The 23286-nt window shown below is 58.6% G+C and carries 18 protein-coding genes; all 18 read left to right on the forward strand.

The window, feature by feature from the left end; all coding sequences use genetic code 11:
- Positions 1-92 precede the first annotated feature (92 nt).
- The 18 genes from frr to cadB all read left to right on the forward strand — a co-directional run bounded on the left by frr (position 93) and on the right by cadB (position 23222).
- Positions 93-650, forward strand: a complete 558-nt coding sequence (frr, locus tag ACJ8PL_RS23320; protein WP_004931943.1) for a ribosome recycling factor — start codon at positions 93-95, stop codon at positions 648-650.
- A gap of 157 nt (positions 651-807) precedes the next feature.
- Positions 808-2004 (forward strand): 1-deoxy-D-xylulose-5-phosphate reductoisomerase, encoded by a 1197-nt coding sequence (ispC, locus tag ACJ8PL_RS23325; RefSeq protein WP_110147338.1) that lies wholly within the window; start codon positions 808-810, stop codon positions 2002-2004.
- 277 nt (positions 2005-2281) lie between these two features.
- On the forward strand, positions 2282-3040 hold the full coding sequence (ispU, locus tag ACJ8PL_RS23330; protein ID WP_004931947.1) for a (2E,6E)-farnesyl-diphosphate-specific ditrans,polycis-undecaprenyl-diphosphate synthase: 759 nt from the start codon (positions 2282-2284) through the stop codon (positions 3038-3040).
- 9 nt (positions 3041-3049) lie between these two features.
- Positions 3050-3892 carry a phosphatidate cytidylyltransferase gene (gene cdsA / locus ACJ8PL_RS23335; protein ID WP_004931949.1) on the forward strand — a complete coding sequence of 281 codons (843 nt, stop codon included), beginning with the start codon at positions 3050-3052 and terminating at the stop codon, positions 3890-3892.
- A gap of 27 nt (positions 3893-3919) precedes the next feature.
- Positions 3920-5275 carry a sigma E protease regulator RseP gene (gene rseP / locus ACJ8PL_RS23340; RefSeq protein WP_028127525.1) on the forward strand — a complete coding sequence of 452 codons (1356 nt, stop codon included), beginning with the start codon at positions 3920-3922 and terminating at the stop codon, positions 5273-5275.
- 35 nt (positions 5276-5310) lie between these two features.
- Positions 5311-7737, forward strand: coding sequence for an outer membrane protein assembly factor BamA (gene bamA / locus ACJ8PL_RS23345; RefSeq protein WP_033639522.1), 2427 nt, complete (start codon positions 5311-5313; stop codon positions 7735-7737).
- Between the two features lie 156 nt (positions 7738-7893).
- Entirely contained in the window at positions 7894-8391 is a 498-nt protein-coding gene (skp, locus tag ACJ8PL_RS23350) for a molecular chaperone Skp (protein ID WP_004931958.1), read from the forward strand.
- Positions 8392-8394: 3 nt separating this feature from the next.
- Positions 8395-9417 (forward strand): UDP-3-O-(3-hydroxymyristoyl)glucosamine N-acyltransferase, encoded by a 1023-nt coding sequence (gene lpxD, locus ACJ8PL_RS23355; protein WP_004931959.1) that lies wholly within the window; start codon positions 8395-8397, stop codon positions 9415-9417.
- 160 nt (positions 9418-9577) lie between these two features.
- Positions 9578-10033 (forward strand): 3-hydroxyacyl-ACP dehydratase FabZ, encoded by a 456-nt coding sequence (fabZ, locus tag ACJ8PL_RS23360; protein WP_004931962.1) that lies wholly within the window; start codon positions 9578-9580, stop codon positions 10031-10033.
- A 3-nt stretch (positions 10034-10036) separates the two neighbouring features.
- Positions 10037-10825, forward strand: coding sequence for an acyl-ACP--UDP-N-acetylglucosamine O-acyltransferase (lpxA, locus tag ACJ8PL_RS23365; protein ID WP_016929882.1), 789 nt, complete (start codon positions 10037-10039; stop codon positions 10823-10825).
- Positions 10826-10828: 3 nt separating this feature from the next.
- The gene (gene lpxB, locus ACJ8PL_RS23370) at positions 10829-11977 is read left to right on the forward strand and encodes a lipid-A-disaccharide synthase (RefSeq protein WP_028128317.1); all 1149 of its coding nucleotides are present in this window, start codon (positions 10829-10831) and stop codon (positions 11975-11977) included.
- On the forward strand, positions 11974-12567 hold the full coding sequence (gene rnhB, locus ACJ8PL_RS23375; RefSeq protein ID WP_016929880.1) for a ribonuclease HII: 594 nt from the start codon (positions 11974-11976) through the stop codon (positions 12565-12567). Before lpxB ends, rnhB begins: the two co-directional genes overlap by 4 nt.
- A 78-nt stretch (positions 12568-12645) precedes the next feature.
- The gene (gene dnaE, locus ACJ8PL_RS23380; protein WP_197759214.1) at positions 12646-16134 is read left to right on the forward strand and encodes a DNA polymerase III subunit alpha; all 3489 of its coding nucleotides are present in this window, start codon (positions 12646-12648) and stop codon (positions 16132-16134) included.
- Between the two features lie 12 nt (positions 16135-16146).
- On the forward strand, positions 16147-17106 hold the full coding sequence (accA, locus tag ACJ8PL_RS23385) for an acetyl-CoA carboxylase carboxyl transferase subunit alpha (RefSeq protein WP_004931972.1): 960 nt from the start codon (positions 16147-16149) through the stop codon (positions 17104-17106).
- A 111-nt stretch (positions 17107-17217) separates the two neighbouring features.
- Positions 17218-19362, forward strand: a complete 2145-nt coding sequence (locus ACJ8PL_RS23390; protein ID WP_016929878.1) for a lysine decarboxylase LdcC — start codon at positions 17218-17220, stop codon at positions 19360-19362.
- 107 nt (positions 19363-19469) lie between these two features.
- The gene (locus ACJ8PL_RS23395; protein WP_016929877.1) at positions 19470-19859 is read left to right on the forward strand and encodes a VOC family protein; all 390 of its coding nucleotides are present in this window, start codon (positions 19470-19472) and stop codon (positions 19857-19859) included.
- Positions 19860-19948: 89 nt separating this feature from the next.
- A complete protein-coding gene (gene cadC, locus ACJ8PL_RS23400) occupies positions 19949-21508 on the forward strand; it encodes a lysine decarboxylation/transport transcriptional activator CadC (protein WP_284065762.1) in 1560 nt (519 codons plus the stop codon).
- A 370-nt stretch (positions 21509-21878) separates the two neighbouring features.
- Complete coding sequence (gene cadB / locus ACJ8PL_RS23405; RefSeq protein WP_282677300.1) at positions 21879-23222, forward strand: cadaverine/lysine antiporter; 1344 nt, start codon at positions 21879-21881, stop codon at positions 23220-23222.
- The last annotated feature ends 64 nt before the right edge of the window (positions 23223-23286 follow it).

A 23286-nucleotide genomic window follows, 5' to 3' on the forward strand; every position in this document is an offset into this window, starting at 1 on the left:
CGTGACGCCAGGCGCCGCGCGCTCTTCGAGTACGATTACGGGCTATACTTGAGTATCGCCTGCCAAGTAACCAGCTTCCAAGGGTTTGCAACGTGACTAATGAAATCAGAAAAGATGCTGATTCACGCATGGAAAAAAGCGTAGAAGCATTCAAAAACCAAATCAGCAAGATCCGCACCGGCCGCGCTTCGCCAAGCATTCTGGACGGCATCATGGTGGAATACTACGGCGCCGCTACGCCGCTGCGTCAACTGGCCAACGTGACTGTGGAAGACTCCCGCACGCTGAAAATCAACGTGTTCGACCGCAGCCTGAGCCAGGCCGTTGAGAAAGCGATCATGAGCTCCGATCTGGGCCTTAACCCGTCTTCCGCCGGTTCTGACATTCGTGTTCCGCTGCCTCCGCTGACCGAAGAACGCCGTAAGGATCTGATCAAGATCGTACGCGGCGAAGCCGAGCAGGGCCGCGTAGCGGTGCGTAACGTGCGTCGCGACGCCAACGACAAGGTCAAGGCGCTGCTGAAAGACAAAGAGATCAGCGAAGACGAAGAACGTCGTTCACAAGACGAGATTCAGAAAATGACCGACGCTTACATCAAGCTGGTCGACGCCGCGTTGGCGGAGAAAGAAAAAGAGCTGATGGATTTCTAATCAGCATCGTGCAGAAAAAAAGCGTCGCCTGGGCGGCGCTTTGTTTTTTGTGGCGCAGATCCCGTTTCATCGTACTGAAAGATCATGGACAAGCGGTGTCCAAGGTTCCACACTGGAGCACCTCCGATCTCATCAGACAGTTATTCAGAGTGAACTCATGAAGCAACTGACCATTCTTGGCTCGACCGGCTCGGTAGGGACCAGCACCCTGGCCGTGGTCAGGGCGAATCCCGAGCGTTTTGCGATCAAAGCGCTGGTGGCCGGCCGCAACGTCGCGGTCATGGCGCAGCAATGCATCGAATTCCGGCCCGCCTTCGCCGCGATGGCGGATGAAAGCGCCGCCCGCGAGCTGCGCGTCATTCTGGCGGAAAACGGCGTCGCTACCGAGGTATTGGCCGGGGAGCAAGCGGCCTGTGAACTGGCGGCTTTGGACGACGTCGATCAAGTGACAGCGGCCATCGTCGGCGCTGCGGGGCTGTTGCCGACGCTGGCGGCGATCCGCGCCGGCAAGCAGGTGCTGCTGGCTAACAAAGAGTCGCTGGTCACCTGCGGCCGCCTGTTTATGGACGCGGTGCGGCAAAGCCAGGCGCAACTGCTGCCGCTCGACAGCGAGCACAACGCGATTTTTCAGAGTTTGCCTGAGAGTATTCAGCGCCAGTTGGGATACTCTTCACTGGACACTCATGGTGTTTCGCGCATCGTGCTTACCGGCTCTGGCGGTCCGTTCCGCACCACGCCGCTGGACCAGTTCGCCGCGATGACGCCGGATCAAGCCTGCGCCCACCCGAACTGGTCGATGGGCCGCAAGATCTCGGTGGACTCCGCCACCATGATGAACAAAGGTCTGGAATACATTGAGGCCCGCTGGCTGTTTAACGCCTCGGCCGAGCAAATGGAAGTGATCCTGCACCCGCAGTCGGTGATTCACTCGATGGTGCGCTATGCCGACGGCAGCGTGCTGGCGCAGCTGGGTACGCCGGATATGCGCACGCCGATCGCCCACGCGATGGCGTATCCGCAGCGCGTGAACTCCGGCGTGGAAGCGCTGGACTTCTGCCGCATCGGTTCGCTGACCTTCGCTGAACCGGAACGCGAGCGTTATCCTTGCCTGTATTTGGCGATCGACGCGTTCGAGGCCGGCCAGGCGGCGACCACCGCGCTGAACGCGGCCAACGAAATCGCCGTGGCGGCATTTTTGCAGCAGCAGATCCGCTTTACCGACATTGCGGCGGTCAACCGCCAGGTGGTGGAGCGTCTCGCGCTGCAGGAACCGACCTGCATCGACGCGGTCTTAGACATTGACCGCCAAGCCCGCGCCGCCGCCGAGGAACGCGTTCGCGCGTTGTGCGGCTGATCACGGCGATTATCCGATTTTGCTCGTAATTCGCGCGTGCCGCCGCGGGGTCGTTTGTTCATGCCCCGTTGAGGTGGTATAGTCTGCGCCACCTGTCAGCGGTTATACCGTTGAATTATGACCCGATTGGCGCCTTGTGCGCCAATGGCGACCCGGCTGCGTCGGGTATCGCGAGGGCAGGCTGAAAGCCGTGTCGGGCACACGGCTTTTTTTGCGCGTAAGGGCCTGATGTTCCGGAAAGGCAGTTATATTTCTATTGAGGAAATAAGTACGAGTTATGTCGTCCGCAAACCAACAAGAGGCTAATCCATCTTCCCCGGGGCCGCGCCATGTCGCCATTATCATGGACGGTAACGGACGCTGGGCCAAACGTCAGGGCAAGTTACGTGTCTTCGGTCATAAAGCAGGGGTGAAATCGGTTCGCCGCGCGGTCAGTTTTGCCGCCAGCCACCATTTAGATGCACTCACGCTTTATGCCTTCAGCAGCGAAAACTGGAACCGTCCGGTGCAGGAAGTCTCCGCCCTGATGGAGCTTTTTGTCCGCGCTTTGGATAGTGAAGTAAAAAGCCTGCATAAACATAACGTCAGGCTGCGGGTGATCGGCGATATTAGCCGGTTCAGCGCGCGTTTGCAGGAGCGGATCCGCCGCTCTGAAGCACTGACGGAAAATAACGATGGCCTGACGCTCAATATCGCTGCCAACTATGGCGGCCGTTGGGATATCATTCAGGGAGTAAGGGAGCTGGCCGAACAGGTACGGGGCGGTGAGCTGCACCCGGATCAGATCAGCGAGGAATTATTGAGCGAGCGGGTTTGCATGAGCGACCTGGCGCCGGTGGATCTGGTTATCCGCACCGGTGGCGAGCATCGCATCAGTAACTTCCTGCTGTGGCAAATCGCCTATGCTGAACTTTACTTTACTGATGTGCTCTGGCCTGATTTCGATGAACTTGTCTTTGAAGGTGCGCTGAATGCATTTGCACAACGTGAGCGCCGCTTCGGGGGAACAACACCTATCGGCGCCGATGCGTCCTAGGGAGAACTTTTGCTGAAGTATCGCCTCATAACTGCTCTGATTTTAATCCCGATCGTTATCGCGGCGCTGTTCCTGTTGCCGCCGCTGGCCTTTGCTCTGGTAACGCTCGTCGTGTGCATGTTAGCAGCCTGGGAGTGGGGCCAATTGGCCGGTTTTACCTCCCGTTCGCAGCGCATCTGGCTGGCGATACTGTGCGGTTTTCTGCTGGCGCTGATGATGCTCAGCGTTCCCGCCTACCATCAATCCGTGCCGCAGGTAAGCGGCTCGCTGTGGCTGTCGCTGGCCTGGTGGCTGGCGGCGCTGCTGCTGGTGCTGTTTTACCCCGGCTCGGCCGCCATCTGGCGCAATTCGCGCCCGCTGCGCCTGCTGTTCGGCCTGCTGACCATCGTGCCGTTTTTTTGGGGCATGCTGGCGCTGCGCCAGTTCGGCTATGAGCAAAACCCGTTTACCGGCGCCTGGTGGCTGCTGTACGTGATGCTGCTGGTGTGGGGCGCAGATTCCGGCGCCTATATGTTCGGCAAGCTGTTCGGCAAGCATAAGCTGGCGCCGAAGGTCTCGCCGGGTAAAACCTGGGAAGGGTTGATCGGCGGGCTGCTGACATCGGCGGTCATTTCCTGGCTGTTCGGCCGCTACGCGCCGCTGAACGTGGTGCCGACCACGCTGTTGGCCTGTTCGGTGATCGCCGCGCTGGCTTCGGTGCTGGGCGATTTGACCGAAAGCATGTTCAAACGCGAAGCGGGCATCAAGGACAGCGGTCATTTGATTCCCGGTCACGGCGGCATACTGGATCGTATCGACAGCCTGACCGCGGCGGTGCCGGTGTTTGCCTGCCTGATGCTGTTGGTGTTTTAATCCGTCAATGGCGGAAAGTGAGGGATGATGGTCAGCGTGCTTTGGAACCTGGTGGCGTTTCTGATTGCGCTCGGTATTTTGATTACCGTGCACGAGTTCGGACACTTTTGGGTTGCCCGTCGTTGCGGCGTGCGCGTTGAACGTTTCTCCATCGGCTTCGGCCGGGCGCTGTGGCGCCGCACCGATCGCCAGGGCACCGAGTACGTCATCGCTTTGATTCCGCTTGGCGGCTACGTGAAGATGCTGGACGAGCGCGTGGAGTCGGTGGCACCGGAAATGCGCCATCAGGCCTTCAACAACAAAACTGTCTGGCAGCGCGCGGCCATCATCAGCGCCGGCCCCATCGCCAACTTCCTGTTTGCTATCCTTGCCTATTGGCTGGTGTTCATCATCGGCGTGCCGAGTTTCCGCCCGGTGATCGGCGAAATCGCGCCGCAATCCATCGCCGCCAAGGCTGAAATTTCGTCTGGCATGGAACTAAAGTCGGTTGACGGCATCGAAACGCCTGATTGGGAGTCAGTTCGTCTGGCGCTGGTGGCGAAGATCGGCGATGCGCAAACCGAAGTCGGCGTCGCGCCGTTCGGCTCTTCGCAGGTCGTGACCAAAACCCTGGATTTGCGCCAGTGGAACTTTGAACCGGACAAGCAGGATCCCGTTGTCGCGCTGGGCATTATGCCGCGCGGCCCGCAGATCGAATCCGTGTTGGCGGAAGTGCAGCCTAACTCGGCGGCGCAAAAGGCGGGTTTACAAGCGGGGGACAGGATCGTTAAAGTCGATGGTCAGCCGTTGGGTCGTTGGCAGACGCTGGTGAAGCGTATCCACGATGGCCCGGGGCAATCGCTGGCTTTGGAGATTGAAAGAAACGGCGCCCCCTTGTCTTTGACGCTGATACCGGATACAAAGCCGGTGGGAAAAGACAAATCGGTGGGGTTTGCAGGCATCATTCCAAAAGTGCTGCCGCTGCCGGACGAGTATAAAACGATTCGCCAGTATGGACCGTTCCCGGCGCTGTATCAGGCCGGCGACAAGACCTGGCAGCTGATGCGGCTGACGGTCAACATGCTGGGCAAATTAATAACCGGTGATGTAAAGCTGAACAACCTGAGTGGCCCGATCTCGATTGCACAGGGAGCTGGGGCGTCAGCCGGAGTCGGGTTCGTGTATTATCTGATGTTCCTGGCGTTGATTAGCGTCAACCTGGGTATCATCAACCTGTTCCCATTACCGGTGTTAGATGGTGGGCATCTCCTCTTCCTGGCGATAGAAAAGCTGAAGGGTGGGCCGGTTTCCGAGCGAGTACAGGACTACAGCTACCGCATAGGTTCGATCGTGCTGGTGTTGTTGATGGGTCTTGCACTTTTCAATGATTTTTCCCGCCTCTAGGGGCGGGGATAGGTTAGGAAGAACGCATAACAACGATGGCGATGAAAAAGTTGCTCATAGCGTCGCTGCTGTTTGGCAGCGCCACCGTATACGGTGCAGACGGGTTCGTAGTGAAAGACATTCATTTCGAAGGCCTGCAGCGAGTCGCCGTCGGTGCGGCGTTACTCAACATGCCGGTTCGCGTCGGCGATACCGTCACTGACGATGACATCAGTAATACCATCCGTGCCTTGTTTGCCACCGGCAACTTCGAGGACGTGCGCGTGCTGCGCGATGGTAATACCTTGATCGTGCAGGTGAAGGAACGTCCTACCATCGCCAGCATCACTTTCTCCGGCAACAAGTCGGTGAAGGATGACATGCTCAAGCAGAACCTGGAAGCCTCCGGCGTCCGGGTGGGCGAGGCGCTCGACCGCACCACGATCTCCAGCATTGAAAAAGGGCTGGAAGACTTCTACTACAGCGTCGGTAAATACAGCGCCTCGGTGAAAGCCGTAGTCACGCCGTTGCCGCGTAACCGTGTCGACCTGAAACTGGTGTTCACGGAAGGGGTCTCCGCCAAGATTCAACAAATCAACATCGTCGGCAACCATGCCTTCACCAACGACGAACTGATCTCGCGCTTCCAACTGCGTGATGAAGTGCCGTGGTGGAACCTGGTCGGCGATCGCAAATACCAGAAGCAAAAACTGGCGGGCGATCTCGAAACCCTGCGCAGCTTCTATCTGGATCGCGGCTATGCCCGCTTTAACATCGATTCTACCCAGGTGAGCCTGACGCCGGATAAAAAAGGCATCTACATCACCATCAACATCACCGAAGGCGAGCAGTACAAACTTTCCGATGTTGTCGTGAACGGCAATCTGGCCGGCCACTCGGCGGAAGTCGCTCAGATCACCAAAATTGAGCCAGGCGAGCTGTACAACGGCAGCAAGGTGACCAAAATGGAAGACAACATCAAAACGATGTTGGGCCGTTATGGTTACGCCTACCCGCGCGTCGGCACTCAGCCTGAGATCAACGACGCGGATAAAACCGTCAAACTGCACGTCAACGTTGACGCGGGCAACCGCTTCTACGTGCGTCGCATCAAGTTCGAAGGCAACGACACCAGCAAGGATTCCGTACTGCGTCGCGAAATGCGCCAGATGGAAGGCGCCTGGCTCGGCAACGAGCAGGTCGAGCAGGGCAAAGAGCGTCTGAACCGTCTGGGCTACTTCGAAACGGTTGACGTGGAAACCCAGCGCGTGCCGGGCACCGCCGATCAGGTCGATGTGACCTACAAGGTGAAAGAACGCAACACCGGTACCTTCAACTTCGGCGTCGGTTACGGCACCGAGAGCGGCGTCAGCTTCCAGGCCGGCGTGCAGCAGGATAACTGGTTGGGTACCGGCTACTCGGTCGGCATCAGCGGCACCAAGAACGACTACCAGACCTATACCGAACTGTCGGTCACCAACCCGTACTTCACCGTTGACGGTGTGAGCCTGGGCGGCCGCATCTTCTACAACGACTTTAAGGCGGATGACGCGGATCTGTCGGACTATACCAACAAGAGTTACGGTATCGACGGTACGCTGGGCTTCCCGATCAACGAAAACAACTCGTTGCGTACCGGCCTGGGCTACGTCCACAACGGCCTGTCGAACATGCAGCCGCAGATCGCCATGTGGCGTTACCTCGACTCGATGGGCGTGGATGCGAACAAGACCGACCGCGCCAGCTACTCGACCGACGACTTTACGCTGAACCTGGGCTGGACTTACAACAACCTGGACCGCGGCTACTTCCCGACCTCGGGTAACCGCACCACGTTGAACGGCAAGGTCACCATTCCGGGCTCGGACAACGAATACTACAAGGTGACGCTGGACAGCGTACAGTACGTGCCGATCAACGACGATCGCACCTGGGTGCTGTTGGGCCGTGGCCGTCTGGGTTACGCGGATGGGCTGGGCGGCAAGGAAATGCCGTTCTACGAGAACTTCTACGCCGGTGGTTCGAGCACCGTGCGCGGCTTCCAGTCCAACACCATTGGTCCGAAGGCGGTGTACTACAACTCCAACTCGTACCAGTGTCAGTTCAACGCCGGCAGCACGACCGATCGTCAGAGCATCTGTAGCTCGGATGACGCGGTGGGCGGTAACGCCATGGCGGTCGCCAGCCTGGAGCTGATCACCCCGACGCCGTTCATCAGCGAGAAATACGCCAACTCGGTGCGGACGTCGCTGTTCATCGATGCCGGTACCGTGTGGGACACCAAGTGGAAGAATACCAACGAAACGCTGATGTACGGCGTGCCGGACTACAGCAAAGCCAGCAATATTCGTTCTTCCGCCGGTATCGCGCTGCAGTGGATGTCGCCACTGGGGCCGTTGGTGTTCTCTTACGCCAACCCGATCAAGAAATACGAAGGCGACAAGTCCGAACAGTTCCAGTTTAACATCGGTAAGACCTGGTAACGGGTCTCGCCTCTGGGCATAACAGTTATTAAGAATCGCAATGGCCAGGCGCCCGCCGGCAGAGGGAGATGATTCTCATTGTTTGGTGGGACAAGTCTGGCAAATTGTGTACTTCAGTGTCATATGACACAAATGGGTGATGGTAAGGAGTTTATAGTGAAAAAGTGGTTGTGTGCCGCAGGCCTCGGTTTAGCAATGGCTGCTTCAGCTGGCGTTCAGGCAGCAGATAAGATCGCTGTCGTTAACGTCTCCAGCATTTTCCAACAGCTGCCGGCCCGCGAAGCGGTCGCTAAACAGCTGGAAAACGAGTTTAAAGGCCGTGCAAGCGAACTCCAGAACATGGAACGTAGCCTGCAGACCAAAATGCAACGTCTGCAGCGTGACGGCGCTACCATGAAAGCCAGCGACCGCAGCAAGTTGGAAAAAGACGTGATGGCGCAACGCGAGCAGTTCTCTCAGAAAGCCCAGGCTTTCGAGCAGGACAACCGCCGTCGCCAGATGGAAGAACGTAACAAGATCCTGAGCCGCATTCAGGACGCGGTGAAATCTGTCGCCAGCAAAGGCGGTTATGACGTGGTGATCGACGCCAACGCCGTTGCCTATGCAGACTCTTCCAAAGATATCACTGCTGACGTGCTGAAACAGGTTAAATAACACATGCTTTCAATTCGACTGGCTGATTTAGCGCAGCAGTTGGATGCACAATTGCACGGTGATGGCGATCTCGTCATCACCGGCATTGCTTCTATGCATTCGGCACAGCCTGGCCAAATCACGTTTTTGTCAAACAGCCGCTATCAAGAGCAGCTGTCTTCCTGCCAGGCAAGCGCCGTGGTGCTTACCGAAGCGGATTTACCACACTGCCGTGCTGCGGCGCTGGTGGTTAAAAACCCTTATCTGACCTACGCGCGCATGGCGCAACTGATGGACACTACGCCGGCGCCGGCGCAGGATATCGCGCCAAGCGCGGTGATCTCGCCTGAAGCGCAGCTGGGGCAGAACGTCGCCATTGGGGCGAACGCGGTGATCGAGTCAGGTGCGGTGCTTGGCGATAACGTGGTTATCGGCCCGGGCTGCTTCATCGGCAAACACGCACGCATCGGCGCGGGTACGCGTCTGTGGGCGAACGTAACGATTTATCATGCGGTCGAAATCGGCCAGCGCTGCCTGATTCAGTCGGGCACCGTGATCGGCGCGGACGGTTTCGGCTATGCGAATGAGCGCGGCGAGTGGATCAAGATCCCTCAGTTGGGCACGGTGATTATCGGCGATCGCGTCGAAATCGGCGCTTGCACCACCATTGACCGCGGCGCTTTGGATAACACCCAAATCGGGAATGGTGTTATCATCGACAACCAATGCCAGATTGCACATAACGTCGTGATTGGCGACAATACCGCCGTCGCCGGCGGTGTGATCATGGCCGGCAGCCTGAAAATCGGCCGCTACTGCCAGATCGGCGGTGCCAGCGTGATCAACGGTCACATGGAGATTGCCGACAAGGTTGTTGTTACCGGAATGGGAATGGTTATGCGACCAATCACCGAACCTGGGGTATACTCTTCGGGCATTCCGTTGCAGCCTAACAAGGTTTGGCGTAAAACCGCTGCGTTGGTGATGAATATCGATGAGATCAGCAAACGCTTGAAAGCTGTCGAACGTAAAGTCGGAAAAGACTAATCATTGCCGCCCGCCCTGGCGGGTACAAAACGAAACGCGTTGGTCGTGAGACCAAAAGCGCAAAGAGATGTTAATTTGCGGCCTGCATGATGATCTCCTTTTGGGGTCAGCGCAGGCCGTGTTGTTGATGCCATCAGTTTTTAGAGACAGGAAGAGTATTTTGACTACTGACACTCATACTCTGGATATTGCAGAAATTTTGGATCTGCTTCCTCACCGTTACCCGTTCTTGCTGGTCGACCGCGTCCTCGAGTTTGAAGAGCACAAATATCTGCGTGCGGTGAAGAACGTATCGGTGAATGAACCGTTTTTCCAGGGCCATTTCCCTGGCAAACCGATTTTCCCAGGCGTATTGATCCTGGAAGCCATGGCGCAGGCCACCGGTATCCTGGCGTTTAAAAGCGTCGGCAAACTGGAGCCGGGCGAGCTGTATTACTTCGCCGGTATCGACGAAGCACGCTTCAAGCGCCCTGTGGTGCCAGGCGATCAGATGGTCATGGAAGTCACCTTCGAGAAAACTCGCCGCGGTCTGACTCGCTTCAAAGGCGTGGCGACCGTTGACGGTAAAATTGTCTGCGAAGCAACCATGATGTGTGCCCGCAGCCGGGAGGCTTAATCCGTGATTGACCAAACCGCCTTTATCCATCCTAGCGCGATAGTCGAAGAAGGCGCCGTGATCGGCGCCAACGTGCATATCGGCCCTTTCTGCTACGTCGGCTCCCAGGTGGAAATCGGCGCCGGCACGGTGCTGAAATCCCACGTGGTGGTGAACGGCATTACCAAGATTGGCTGCGATAATCAGATTTATCAATTCGCCTCTATCGGCGAAGTGAATCAGGATCTGAAATACGCGGGCGAACCGACGCGCGTTGAAGTGGGCGATCGCAACCGCATCCGCGAAAGCGTGACCATTCATCGCGGCACCGCGCAGGGCACCGGCCTGACCAAAGTGGGCAACGACAACCTGCTGATGGTCAACGTGCACATCGCCCACGATTGCGTGGTCGGCAATGCTTGCGTGCTGGCCAACAACGCCACGCTGGCGGGGCATGTGGAAATCGACGATCACGCCATCATCGGCGGCATGACGGCGATCCACCAGTTCTGCATTATCGGCGCGCATGTGATGGTAGGCGGTTGTTCCGGTGTCGCTCAGGACGTGCCTCCTTTCGTCATCGCTCAGGGCAACCACGCTACGCCGTTCGGCGTCAACGCGGTCGGCCTGAAGCGCCGCGGTTTTGACAAGGATGAAATGCAGGCAATCCGCAACGCCTACAAAATCCTGTATCGCAGCGAGAAAACGCTGGATGAAGCGAAAGCGGAAATCGAAGCCCTGGCCAAAGAACAGCCGGTGGTGCAGCAATACCTCGATTTCTTCACCCGTTCCACCCGTGGCATCATTCGCTGAGTTATGTCGAATCGTCCATTGACTATCGGACTGGTCGCCGGAGAAACCTCCGGTGACATTCTCGGCGCCGGCTTGATCCGTGCGCTCAAGGCGCAGATCCCCGACGCGCGTTTTGTCGGCGTCGCCGGCCCGCTGATGCAGGCCGAAGGCTGCGAAGCCTGGTACGAAATGGAAGAGCTGGCGGTCATGGGCGTGGTGGAAGTGCTTGAGCGCTTGCCACGCCTGTTGAAGATCCGCAAGGATCTCACCCGCCGCTTCGGTGAGCTGCGGCCGGACGTGTTTGTCGGCATCGACGCGCCGGACTTCAACATCACGCTGGAAGGCCGCCTCAAACAGCGCGGCATTCGCACCATCCACTACGTCAGCCCTTCCGTGTGGGCCTGGCGGCAAAAGCGCGTTTTCAAAATAGGCAAAGCCACCGATCTGGTGCTGGCCTTTCTCCCTTTCGAAAAAGCGTTTTACGATCGTTTCAACGTGCCTTGCCGGTTTATTGGCCACACCATGGCGGACGCCATGCCGTTGCAGCCCGACCGGCTGGCGGCGCGCGCTCAGCTTGGTATCGCTCCGCAGGCGCGCTGTCTGGCCTTGCTGCCGGGCAGCCGCGGCGCCGAAGTCGAAATGCTGAGCGCCGATTTCCTCAAAACCGCGCAGCTGCTGCGCACCCGTTATCCTGAGTTGGAAGTGGTGGTGCCGCTGGTCAACGCCAAACGGCGCGAGCAGTTTGAGCGCATCAAGGCCGAGGTTGCGCCGGATTTGACCGTACACCTGCTGAATGGGCAGGGGCGCGAGGCGATGATCGCCAGCGACGCGGCGCTGCTGGCGTCCGGCACGGCGGCGCTGGAGTGCATGTTGGCCAAGTGCCCGATGGTGGTGGGCTATCGCATGAAGCCGTTCACTTTCTGGTTGGCGCAGAAGCTGGTGAAAACACCTTACGTTTCGCTGCCGAATCTGCTGGCGGGGCGCGAGATCGTCACCGAGCTGCTGCAGCATGACTGCGTGCCGGACAAACTGGCCGCCGCCGTGATGCCGCTGCTGGAAGAGAGCCCGGAAACCGACGCGTTGAAACACACTTTCCTTACCTTGCACCAAAGCATCCGTTGCGGTGCGGACGAACAGGCCGCTCAGGCTGTGTTGGAGCTGGCGAAAGCATGATTGAACCCTTTATCTATCCCGCTGCCACGCTGATTGCCGGTGTGGACGAAGTGGGCCGCGGCCCGTTGGTCGGCGCGGTGGTCACCGCCGCCGTGATCCTCGATCCGGCGCAGCCGATCGTCGGTCTGGCGGACTCCAAGAAACTCAGTGAAAAACGCCGCCTGGCGCTGTATGACGAAATCGTCGCCAAGGCGCTCTCCTGGAGCCTGGGGCGCGCCGAACCGGCGGAAATCGACCAATTGAACATTTTGCACGCCACCATGTTGGCGATGCAGCGCGCGGTGGCCGGGTTGCATATCGCGCCGGACATGGTTTTAATCGACGGTAACCGTTGCCCGAACCTGCCGATGCGTTCGCAGGCGGTGGTGAAGGGCGACAGCCGCGTGGCGGAGATCAGCGCGGCGTCCATTCTGGCGAAGGTCACGCGCGATCGCGAAATGGCCGAGCTGGACAGCGAGTACCCGGACTACGGTTTCGCGCAGCATAAAGGCTACCCGACCGCCTTCCACCTGGAGCGGCTGGCCGCGCTGGGCGCCACCGAGCATCATCGCCGCAGCTTCGCGCCGGTGAAAAGAGCGCTGGCGCTGTAGTCTGCGGGCCTGACCGGGCTCGACGATAGCATTAACCCGGGCTCAGCCTGCTGAGCCCCTTCAATCAGGTATCTGGAGATGGCCGAACCTCGTTTTATTCACCTGCGCGTCCACAGTGACTACTCCATGATTGATGGATTGGCCAAGACGGCGCCGCTGGTGAAAAGAGCCGCCGCGTTAGCCATGCCTGCACTGGCAATCACCGATTTCACCAACCTGTGCGGGCTGGTGAAATTCTATGGCAGCGCGCACGGCGCCGGGATCAAACCGATCATCGGCGCGGATTTCCATGTGCAAAGTGAAGAGCTGGGCGATGAACTGGCTCAGTTGACGGTGCTGGCCAGCAACAACGAAGGCTACCAGAACCTGACGCTGCTGATTTCCCGTGCCTATCAGCGCGGCTACGGCGCCGCCGGCCCGACTATCGATCGCGACTGGCTGATTGAACATCGCGAAGGGCTGATCCTGCTCTCCGGTGCGCGTCAGGGCGACGTCGGCAAGTTTCTGCTGCGCGGCAACCAGGCGCAGGTGGATCAGTGTCTGGACTTCTATCAGCAGCATTTCCCGGACTGTTACTATCTGGAACTGATCCGCACCGGCCGCCAGGACGAAGAGAACTACCTGCATGCGGCGGTGGCGCTGGCCACCGAGCGCGGCTTGCCGGTGGTGGCCACCAACGACGTGCGCTTCCTGGTGGAAGATGACTTCGACGCCCATGAGATTCGCGTCGCCATTCACGACGGCTTTACGCTGGACGACCCCAAGCGGCCGCGCAACTACAGCCCGCAACAGTACATGCGCAGCGAAGACGAGATGTGCGAACTGTTCGCCGACATCCCGGAAGCGCTGCTGAACAGCGTCGAAATCGCCAAGCGCTGCAACGTCACCATTCGCCTTGGCGAATACTTCCTGCCGCAGTTCCCGACCGGCGATATGAGCACCGAGGACTTCCTGGTGCTCAAATCGAAAGAGGGGCTGGAAGAGCGTCTGGAGTTCCTGTTCCCCGATCCTGACGTGCGCGCGCAGCGCCGCCCGGAATACGATGAGCGTCTGGACGTCGAGCTGAAGGTGATCAACCAGATGGGCTTCCCTGGCTACTTCCTGATCGTGATGGAGTTTATCCAGTGGTCGAAGGACAACAACGTGCCGGTTGGCCCGGGGCGCGGCTCCGGCGCCGGTTCGCTGGTGGCCTATGCGTTGAAAATCACCGACCTCGATCCGCTGGAGTTCGATCTGCTGTTCGAACGCTTCCTGAACCCGGAACGTGTCTCAATGCCCGACTTCGACGTCGACTTCTGCATGGAGAAGCGTGACCAGGTAATCGAACACGTGGCGGAGATGTACGGCCGCGAAGCAGTATCACAGATCATCACCTTCGGCACCATGGCGGCGAAAGCGGTTATCCGCGACGTGGGCCGCGTGCTGGGGCACCCGTACGGCTTCGTCGATCGCATTTCCAAGCTGGTGCCGCCGGATCCGGGCATGACGCTGGAGAAAGCCTTCGCCGCCGAACCGCAGCTGCCGGAGATTTACGAGGCCGACGAAGAGGTCAAGGCGCTGATCGACATGGCGCGCAAGCTGGAAGGGGTGACGCGCAACGCCGGTAAACACGCCGGTGGCGTGGTGATCGCGCCGACCAAGATCACCGACTTCGCGCCGCTGTACTGCGATGCCGAAGGGAACCACCCGGTGACCCAGTTCGACAAGAACGACGTGGAATACGCCGGGCTGGTGAAGTTCGACTTCCTCGGTCTGCGCACCCTGACCATCATCGACTGGGCGCTGGAGATGATCAACGCCCGGCGCGCCAAGACCGGGCTGGAACCGATCGACATCGCCGCCATCCCGCTCGACGACAAGAAAAGCTTCGACATGCTGCAGCGCTCGGAAACCACGGCGGTGTTCCAGCTTGAATCGCGCGGCATGAAAGATTTGATCAAACGTCTGAAGCCCGACTGCTTCGAAGACATGATCGCACTGGTGGCGCTGTTCCGTCCGGGGCCGCTGCAGTCGGGCATGGTGGATAACTTCATCGACCGCAAACACGGCCGTGAAGAGATCTCCTACCCGGACATTCAGTGGCAGCACGAGTCGCTCAAGCCGGTGCTGGAACCGACCTACGGCATCATCCTGTATCAGGAACAGGTGATGCAGATTGCCCAGGTGCTGGCCGGCTATACGCTGGGCGGCGCGGACATGCTGCGTCGTGCGATGGGTAAAAAGAACCCGGTCGAAATGGCCAAGCAGCGCGGCGGCTTTGAAGACGGCGCCAAAGCGCGCGGCATCGACGGCGAACTGTCGGTGAAAATCTTCGACCTGGTGGAAAAATTCGCCGGTTATGGCTTCAACAAATCGCACTCCGCCGCCTATGCGCTGGTGTCGTATCAGACGCTGTGGCTGAAGGCGCACTATCCGGCCGAGTTTATGGCGGCGGTGATGACCGCCGATATGGACAACACCGACAAAGTGGTGGGTCTGGTGGACGAGTGCTGGCGCATGGGGTTGAAGATCCTGCCGCCGGACATCAACAGCGGCCTGTATCACTTCCACGTCAACGACGACGGCGAGATCGTTTACGGCATCGGCGCCATCAAGGGCGTGGGGGAAGGGCCGATCGAAGCCATTATCGAAGCGCGCAACAGCGGCGAGCAAGGTTATTTCAAAGACCTGTTCGATCTCTGCGCGCGCTCCGACATCAAGAAACTGAACCGCCGCATTCTGGAAAAACTGATCATGTCCGGGGCGTTCGATCGCCTTGGGCCGCACCGCGCCGCGCTGATGAATTCGCTCGGCGACGCGTTAAAAGCGGCGGATCAGCATGCGAAAGCCGAAGCTATTGGCCAGGTGGATATGTTTGGCGTGCTGGCGGAAGCGCCGGAGCAGGTGGAGCAATCCTACGCCAATATCGCGCCCTGGCCGGAGCAGGTGGTGCTGGACGGTGAACGGGAGACGCTGGGGCTGTACCTGACCGGCCACCCGATCACCCAGTACCTGAAGGAGATCGAACGTTACGCCGGTGGCCAGCGTTTGAAAGACATGCACCCGACGGATCGGGGCAAAATGACTACCGCCGTCGGGTTGGTGGTCGCCGCGCGGGTGATGGTGACCAAGCGCGGCAACCGCATCGGCATCTGCACGCTGGATGACCGTTCAGGCCGTCTGGAAGTGATGTTATTCACCGAAGCGTTAGAAAAATACCAGCATTTGTTGGAAAAAGACCGTATCCTTATCGCCAGTGGACAGGTCAGCTTTGATGACTTTAGCGGCGGGCTTAAAATGATGGCCCGCGAGGTAATGGACATCAGTGAAGCCCGGGAAAAATACGCTCGCGGGCTTGCTATCTCGCTGACTGACAGGCAAATTGATGACCAGCTTTTGAACCGTCTCCGTCAGTCGTTGGAACCCCATCGATCGGGGACGATTCCAGTGCATCTCTACTATCAACGGGAAGATGCGCGAGCCAAGCTGCGTTTTGGCGCAACCTGGCGCGTGACGCCCACCGACCGCTTGTTGATCGACTTGCGGACGTTGGTAGGCAATGAGCAGGTGGACTTGGAATTTGACTAAAATAGGAATGCTATGAGTCTGAATTTTCTTGATTTTGAACAGCCGATTGCAGAGCTGGAAGCGAAAATTGACTCGCTGACTGCAGTCAGCCGTCAAGACGAAAAATTAGATATTAATCTGGACGAAGAGGTTCAGCGCCTGCGTGAAAAGAGCGTTGAGCTGACGCGCAAGATTTTTGCCGATCTTGGGGCTTGGCAAATTGCCCAATTGGCACGCCACCCGCGCCGTCCTTATACCCTGGATTATATCAAACACATCTTTACCGACTTCGAAGAGTTGGCGGGCGATCGCGCTTACGCTGACGACAAAGCGATCGTCGGCGGCATTGCGCGCCTGGATGGCCGTCCGGTGATGATCATCGGGCACCAGAAAGGCCGTGAAACCAAAGAGAAGATCCGCCGCAACTTCGGCATGCCGGCGCCGGAAGGCTACCGCAAGGCGCTGCGCCTGATGGAAATGGCCGCGCGCTTCAAGATGCCGATCATCACCTTTATCGATACCCCTGGCGCTTATCCGGGCGTGGGCGCGGAAGAACGCGGCCAGTCGGAAGCTATCGCGCGCAACCTGCGTGAGATGTCGCGTCTGAACGTGCCGGTCATCTGCACCGTCATCGGCGAAGGCGGGTCCGGCGGCGCGCTGGCGATCGGCGTGGGCGACAAGGTGAACATGCTGCAGTACAGCACTTACTCGGTGATTTCGCCGGAAGGCTGTGCTTCCATCCTGTGGAAGAGCGCCGATAAGGCACCGCTGGCCGCAGAAGCGATGGGCATCACCGCGCCGCGTCTGAAAGAGCTGAAGCTGATCGACTCGGTGATCCCGGAGCCGCTCGGTTCCGCGCACCGCGACGTGCCGGCGATGGCCGCCGCGCTGAAAGCGCAGCTGCTCGCCGATCTGAAAGATTTGGATGGCCTGAACGACGAAGAGTTGCTCAACCGCCGTTACCAGCGTCTGATGAACTACGGCTACTGCTGAGTTCTGTGTTTCGCTGCAAGAAACCGCCTCCGGGCGGTTTTTTTTTGGCTACACACCGTCGGATTTTCGTGGTGTTATAGAGACTTGGCCGTTAACTGACAGGAGCTGCCGATGAATATCATCGCCATCATGGGCCCGACGGGCGTCTACTACAAAGATGAGCCGATTCGCGAGCTCCACGCTGCGCTGGCCGCCATGGGATTCCAGCTGGTGTACCCCAAAAACAGCGGTGACCTGCTGAAGTTGATCGAAGCCAACGCCCGCATCTGCGGGGTGATCTTCGACTGGGACGACTACAGCCTGGAGCTGTGCAGCGAGATCAACGAGCTGAACGAATACTTGCCGCTGTATGCCTTTATCAATACCCACTCCACTTTCGACGTCAGCCTGCATGAAATGCGCATGGTGCTCTATTTCTTCGAGTATGGCCTGAATGCGGCAGACGACATCGCGCAGCGCATCCAGCAGTACACCGCGGAATACATCGACACCATTACGCCGCCGCTGACCAAGGCGCTGTTCAACTACGTGCGCGAAGGGAAGTACACCTTCTGCACGCCGGGCCACATGGCCGGCACCGCGTTCCAGAAAAGCCCGGTAGGCTGCCTGTTCTATGACTTCTTCGGCGCCAATACCCTGAAGGCCGATATCTCGATTTCGGTCACCGAGCTCGGGTCGCTGTTGGATCACACCGGCCCGCATCTGGAGGCCGAAGAGTACATCGCGCGCACCTTCAACGCCGAGCAGAGCTATCTGGTCACCAACGGCACTTCCACCGCCAACAAGATCGTCGGCATGTATTCGGCGCCGGCGGGCAGCACGGTGCTGATCGACCGCAACTGCCACAAATCGCTGTGCCACCTGTTGATGATGAGCGATATCACGCCGATCTATCTGCGCCCGCTGCGCAACGCCTACGGCATCCTCGGCGGGATTCCGCAGCGCGAGTTCACTCGCGAGAGTATCGCCGCCCGGGTGCAGGCGACGCCGAACGCCACCTGGCCGGTGCACGCGGTGATCACCAATTCCACCTATGACGGCCTGCTGTACAACACCGACTACATCAAGCAGACGCTGGAGGTGCCGTCGATTCACTTTGATTCCGCCTGGGTGCCTTACACCAACTTCCACCCGATTTACGACGGCAAGAGCGGCATGAGCGGCGAGCGGGTGCCCGGCAAGGTTTTCTACGAAACCCAGTCTACCCACAAGCTGCTGGCCGCCTTCTCGCAGGCCTCGATGATTCATATCAAGGGCGACTACGATGAGAGCACCTTCAACGAAGCCTACATGATGCACACCACCACTTCGCCGCACTACGGCATCGTGGCGTCGATGGAGACCGCCGCCGCCATGCTGCGCGGCAACCCGGGGCGCCGTTTGATCAACCGTTCGGTGGAGCGCGCGCTGCATTTTCGCCGAGAGGTGCAGCGGCTGCGCGAGGAGAGCGACAGCTGGTTCTTCGATATCTGGCAGCCGGAAGAGATCGATGAGGCACAGTGCTGGCCGCTGGATCCGGACGATAACTGGCATGGTTTCGGCCAGACCGATCGCGATCATATGTATCTCGATCCGATCAAGGTGACGATCCTGACGCCGGGCATGAATGAGCTGGGCGCGCTGGAAGAAGAGGGGATCCCGGCGGCGCTGGTGGCGAAGTACCTCGACGAACGCGGCATCGTGGTGGAGAAGACCGGGCCGTACAATCTGCTGTTCCTGTTCAGCATCGGCATCGATAAAACCAAGGCGATGAGCCTGCTGCGCGGCCTGACCGACTTCAAGCGCGCCTACGATCTCAACCTGCGGGTGAAGAACATGCTGCCGGATCTGTACGCCGAGGATCCGGATTTCTATCGCCATATGCGCATCCAGGATTTGGCCGCCGGCATTCATCGCCTGATCCGCCAACACGATCTGCCAGGCCTGATGCAGCGGGCGTTCGATGTGCTGCCGGAAATGAAGCTGACGCCGCACCAGATGTTCCAGGAGCAGGTGCGCGGCAATGTCGAAACCTGCGATCTGGATCAGTTGGTGGGCAAGGTCGCGGCCAATATGATCCTGCCTTATCCGCCGGGCGTGCCGTTGGTGATGCCGGGTGAAATGATCACCGAAGAGAGCCGGGCGGTGCTCGATTTTCTGCTGATGCTGTGTTCGATCGGCGAGCGCTATCCCGGGTTTGAAACCGATATCCACGGCGCCAAGCTGACGGAGGATGGGCGTTATCTGGTGAAGGTGCTGAAAGCCCCACAGCCATAATGGCATAACGCGCCCGGCGGTTTGGCAGGATACGTCGGGCTTTTTCATTGACGGCATTGTCGCCGCCGGATACCGTGCCTCATCAAAACGAACAGAAGAGAGTTTCTATGCTGGCGTTACGTCAGGTGCACCACATCGCGATCATTGGCGCGAACTACGCCGCCAGCAAGCATTTCTACTGCGACATTCTCGGATTTACCCTGCTGAGTGAAGTCTACCGCGAGGAGCGCGACTCTTGGAAAGCGGATCTGGCGCTCAACGGGCAATACACCATTGAGCTGTTTTCGTTCCCCTCGCCGCCGGCTCGCGTCAGCCGCCCGGAGGCCTGTGGCCTGCGTCATCTGGCGTTCAGCGTCGACGACATCGATCAGGCCATCGCTCATCTGCAGGCGGCCGGCGTCGCCTGCGAACCGGTGCGTGTCGATCCCTACACCCAATCCCGATTTACCTTTTTCAGCGATCCCGATGGTTTACCGTTAGAATTATACGAGAGTTAACGGCTTAATCGCCTCCCGGCGGCCACAGCCGGGGGCGATTATGCTATGATCGCGCCCTTGCCCTACATGCCTACAGAGTTATTTCCGCCATGCAAGAGCCTGCTTTTCGCGTCGGGGAGTGGCTGGTTACTCCTGCCGACAACACCATCAGCCGCGATGGTCGCCAGAAAACGCTGGAACCGCGCCTGATCGACATGCTGTGTTATTTTGCCCGGCACCCCGACGTGGTGCTGAGCCGCGACGAGCTGATCGACAACGTCTGGAAGCGCAATATTGTCACCAACCACGTGGTGACCCAATGTATTTCAGAGCTGCGCAAGTACCTGAAAGACGGCGACAGCGACAGCCCGGAATACATTATCACCGTGCCCAAGCGCGGGTATAAGCTGGCGACGTCGGTGATCTGGTGTGAAGAGGAGGAGACACAACCCGCTATTGCACCGGCGCCGCAGATCGCGGTGATCATGCATGAGCCGGAAGACGGCAGCGATGATGACGACGAGACGCCGTACGTGCCGCCGCGCCGGGCAAGCGGCGCGCCGTCTGCCGCGCCTGGCGAAAAGCAGCCGCGTTTTTATCGTCGCCCGACCTTCTGGGTGTGGCTGGCGTTTCTGGCGGCGCTCAGCGTTTGCGTGGCGTTTGTCGGCATCGCCACGCTGTCGCAGCGCGTGCCGGTATCGACCATGCCGGTGCTGCTCAACCCGCGCGATATCGATATCCGCATCCAGGGCGGCGAGAGCTGCAGCAACTGGATGCCCCAGCTCTCTTACGTGGTGGGCGTCAGCGAGCTGATCACCGATTCGTTGAACACCTACTCGACCTTCCTGGTGCATGACCAAACCAATTACAACTATTCCGGCCCCAGCAATTCGGGCAAGTCGCTGTATATCGAGTTCGTCAATCAGCGCCACTACCGCGCCCAGCAGTGTTTCCTCTCCGTGCGGCTGGTGGATAACGCCGACAGCTCTGTCATGCTGGACAAGCGTTACTTCATTACCGCCGATAACCAACTGAAGATCCAGGCTGACTTCCTCGCCAGCCTGTCCGCGGCGCTGAAGCAGCCTTGGCCGCCACAGCTGGAGCAGCGTCTGGCGCAGTTGCTGCCCGACAACGGACCGTTGCTGCAGCGTTTCTACCAGGCGCATCAGTTGCTGATCCGCGGTGACGCCGATTCGTTGACCCGCGCCAGCGGCCAGCTGAGCGAGCTGATTAACAGCGCGCCGAACTTCCACTACCTGCTGGCTGAAAAAGCGTTGGTGGATCTGCTGCGCAATTCTTATCAACCGTTCGACAGCCCGGCCTTGGCGCAATTGCGTGCCGATATCAGCCATCTGGCGACGATCCCGGAATTGAAAAACACGCCGATCGTGCAGCAAGTTCTGGCGGTAGATGCTTTGACGCAGGGGCGGATTGACGAGGCTCACCGGGCGATCGATCTGGGGATTGAATTGCAAATGTCGTGGCTGAATTATGTGCTGCTGGGCAAGGTGTATGAAATGCAGGGGCAGAATCATTTGGCGGCCGACTCTTATATTACCGCCTTCAATCTTCGCCCCGGTGAGGATACCTTGCATTGGATCACCAATGGCGTATTCCAGACGTCATTGACCAACGTAGTGCCTTATTTAAATAACTATCAGCGCCAATAATTAATCCAATATCACGCCGCCCTTATTCTTCGGGAATCATGGCGGCGTTATTTATTGGTGAAGCAATGTTGCATGAATGTATTATTTTGCTGCGCGATATTATTTCTTTTTTGCCATTTGTTATGCGTCATTAACCTTGTCATCTTTTTGTTTTTAAATGATGTTTATCTTTTCTTTAGCCTGTCTTTTTATCTTGATGTGTTAATGAAAAACCTCAGGTTATCATTTGTATGATCATGAGCGTAATCTCACTTTATCTTTAGGACTTTATTTCTGCCGATGGTTAGCATCCTGACTATCAAGCCGGCTCATTAAAATCTTTTATTTATGGGTGTGGCTTATAAGAAACGTAAATCAGGAGAAACTGACCATGGCTTCACCCAAGAAAATAGGGCTTATTGCCTGCACCGGCGTAGTCGCCGGTAATATGATGGGGAGCGGGATTGCCTTATTGCCCGCCAACCTGGCGAGTCTCGGATCCATCGCCATTTGGGGATGGGTGATCTCGATTATCGGGGCGATGTCGCTGGCTTATGTGTATGCCCGCCTCGCCACCAAAAACCCGCAGCAGGGCGGCCCTATCGCCTACGCGGGTGAAATTTCCCCGGCCTTCGGTTTCCAGACCGGCGTGCTTTATTACCATGCCAACTGGATCGGCAACCTGGCCATCGGCATTACCGCCGTTTCTTATCTCTCCACCTTCTTCCCGGCGTTGAACAACCCGGTGCCTGCCGGCATCGCCTGTATCGCCATCGTGTGGATCTTCACCTTCGTCAACATGCTGGGCGGGACCTGGGTCAGCCGCTTGACCACCCTGGGCCTGGTGCTGGTGCTGATCCCGGTGATCGTGACCGCCACCCTCGGCTGGCACTGGTTTGACGCCGCCACCTACCAGGCTAACTGGAATACCTCCGGCACCACCGACGGCCATGCGGTCATCAAAAGCATCCTGCTGTGCCTGTGGGCATTCATCGGCGTGGAGTCCGCGGCGGTCAGCACCGGCATGGTGAAAAACCCGAAACGCACCGTACCGCTGGCGACCATGCTTGGCACCGGTCTGGCGGGCATTATCTACATCGCCGCCACCCAGGTGATCAGCGGCATGTTCCCGGCGTCCGAAATGGCCGCCAGCGGCGCGCCGTTCGCCATCAGCGCCTCGGCGATTATGGGCAACTGGGCCGCACCGATGGTTTCCGCCTTCACCGCCTTCGCCTGCCTGACCTCGCTCGGTTCGTGGATGATGCTGGTCGGCCAGGCCGGGGTGCGCGCCGCCAACGACGGCAACTTCCCGAAAGTGTACGGCGAGCTGGATAAAAACGGTATTCCGAAGAAAGGCCTGCTGCTGGCTGGCTGCAAAATGACCGCGCTGATGGTGCTGATCACCCTGATGAGCTCCGCCGGCGGCAAAGCCTCCGACCTGTTCGGCGAGCTGACCGGCATCGCGGTGCTGCTGACCATGCTGCCTTACTTCTACTCCTGCGTAGACCTGATCCGCTTTGAAGGGGTCAACGTGCGCAACCTGCTGAGCCTGATCGCTTCAGTGTGCGGCTGCGGCTTCTGCTTCATCGCGCTGATGGGCGCCAACTCTTTCGAACTGTCCGGCACCTTTATCATCAGCCTGATTATCCTGATGTTCTACGCCCGGAAAATGAATACCCGCCAGGCTGCCAACGCCGCGGCGGTCGATGAAAACACCACGGCCAAAGCGCACTGATTCGCGTCCGCTGACCGACTGAATTTACCCAGCCCCTTTCTTTCCGACCTGTCAGCCGCGACGG

This window comes from Serratia sp. CY83965 (assembly GCF_052166375.1).
GTDB classification, from domain to species: domain Bacteria; phylum Pseudomonadota; class Gammaproteobacteria; order Enterobacterales; family Enterobacteriaceae; genus Serratia; species Serratia marcescens.

Excerpts from the sequence above, each read along its gene's own strand:
- ispC (WP_110147338.1), top strand. The coding sequence starts at position 808 with ATGAAGCAACTGACCATTCTTGGCTCGACCGGCTCGGTAGGGACCAGC.
- ispU (WP_004931947.1), top strand. The coding sequence starts at position 2,282 with ATGTCGTCCGCAAACCAACAAGAGGCTAATCCATCTTCCCCGGGGCCG.
- rseP (WP_028127525.1), top strand. The coding sequence starts at position 3,920 with ATGGTCAGCGTGCTTTGGAACCTGGTGGCGTTTCTGATTGCGCTCGGT.
- bamA (WP_033639522.1), top strand. The coding sequence starts at position 5,311 with ATGGCGATGAAAAAGTTGCTCATAGCGTCGCTGCTGTTTGGCAGCGCC.
- lpxD (WP_004931959.1), top strand. The coding sequence starts at position 8,395 with ATGCTTTCAATTCGACTGGCTGATTTAGCGCAGCAGTTGGATGCACAA.
- lpxB (WP_028128317.1), top strand. The coding sequence starts at position 10,829 with ATGTCGAATCGTCCATTGACTATCGGACTGGTCGCCGGAGAAACCTCC.
- rnhB (WP_016929880.1), top strand. The coding sequence starts at position 11,974 with ATGATTGAACCCTTTATCTATCCCGCTGCCACGCTGATTGCCGGTGTG.
- dnaE (WP_197759214.1), top strand. The coding sequence starts at position 12,646 with ATGGCCGAACCTCGTTTTATTCACCTGCGCGTCCACAGTGACTACTCC.
- accA (WP_004931972.1), top strand. The coding sequence starts at position 16,147 with ATGAGTCTGAATTTTCTTGATTTTGAACAGCCGATTGCAGAGCTGGAA.
- ACJ8PL_RS23390 (WP_016929878.1), top strand. The coding sequence starts at position 17,218 with ATGAATATCATCGCCATCATGGGCCCGACGGGCGTCTACTACAAAGAT.
- ACJ8PL_RS23395 (WP_016929877.1), top strand. The coding sequence starts at position 19,470 with ATGCTGGCGTTACGTCAGGTGCACCACATCGCGATCATTGGCGCGAAC.
- cadC (WP_284065762.1), top strand. The coding sequence starts at position 19,949 with ATGCAAGAGCCTGCTTTTCGCGTCGGGGAGTGGCTGGTTACTCCTGCC.
- cadB (WP_282677300.1), top strand. The coding sequence starts at position 21,879 with ATGGCTTCACCCAAGAAAATAGGGCTTATTGCCTGCACCGGCGTAGTC.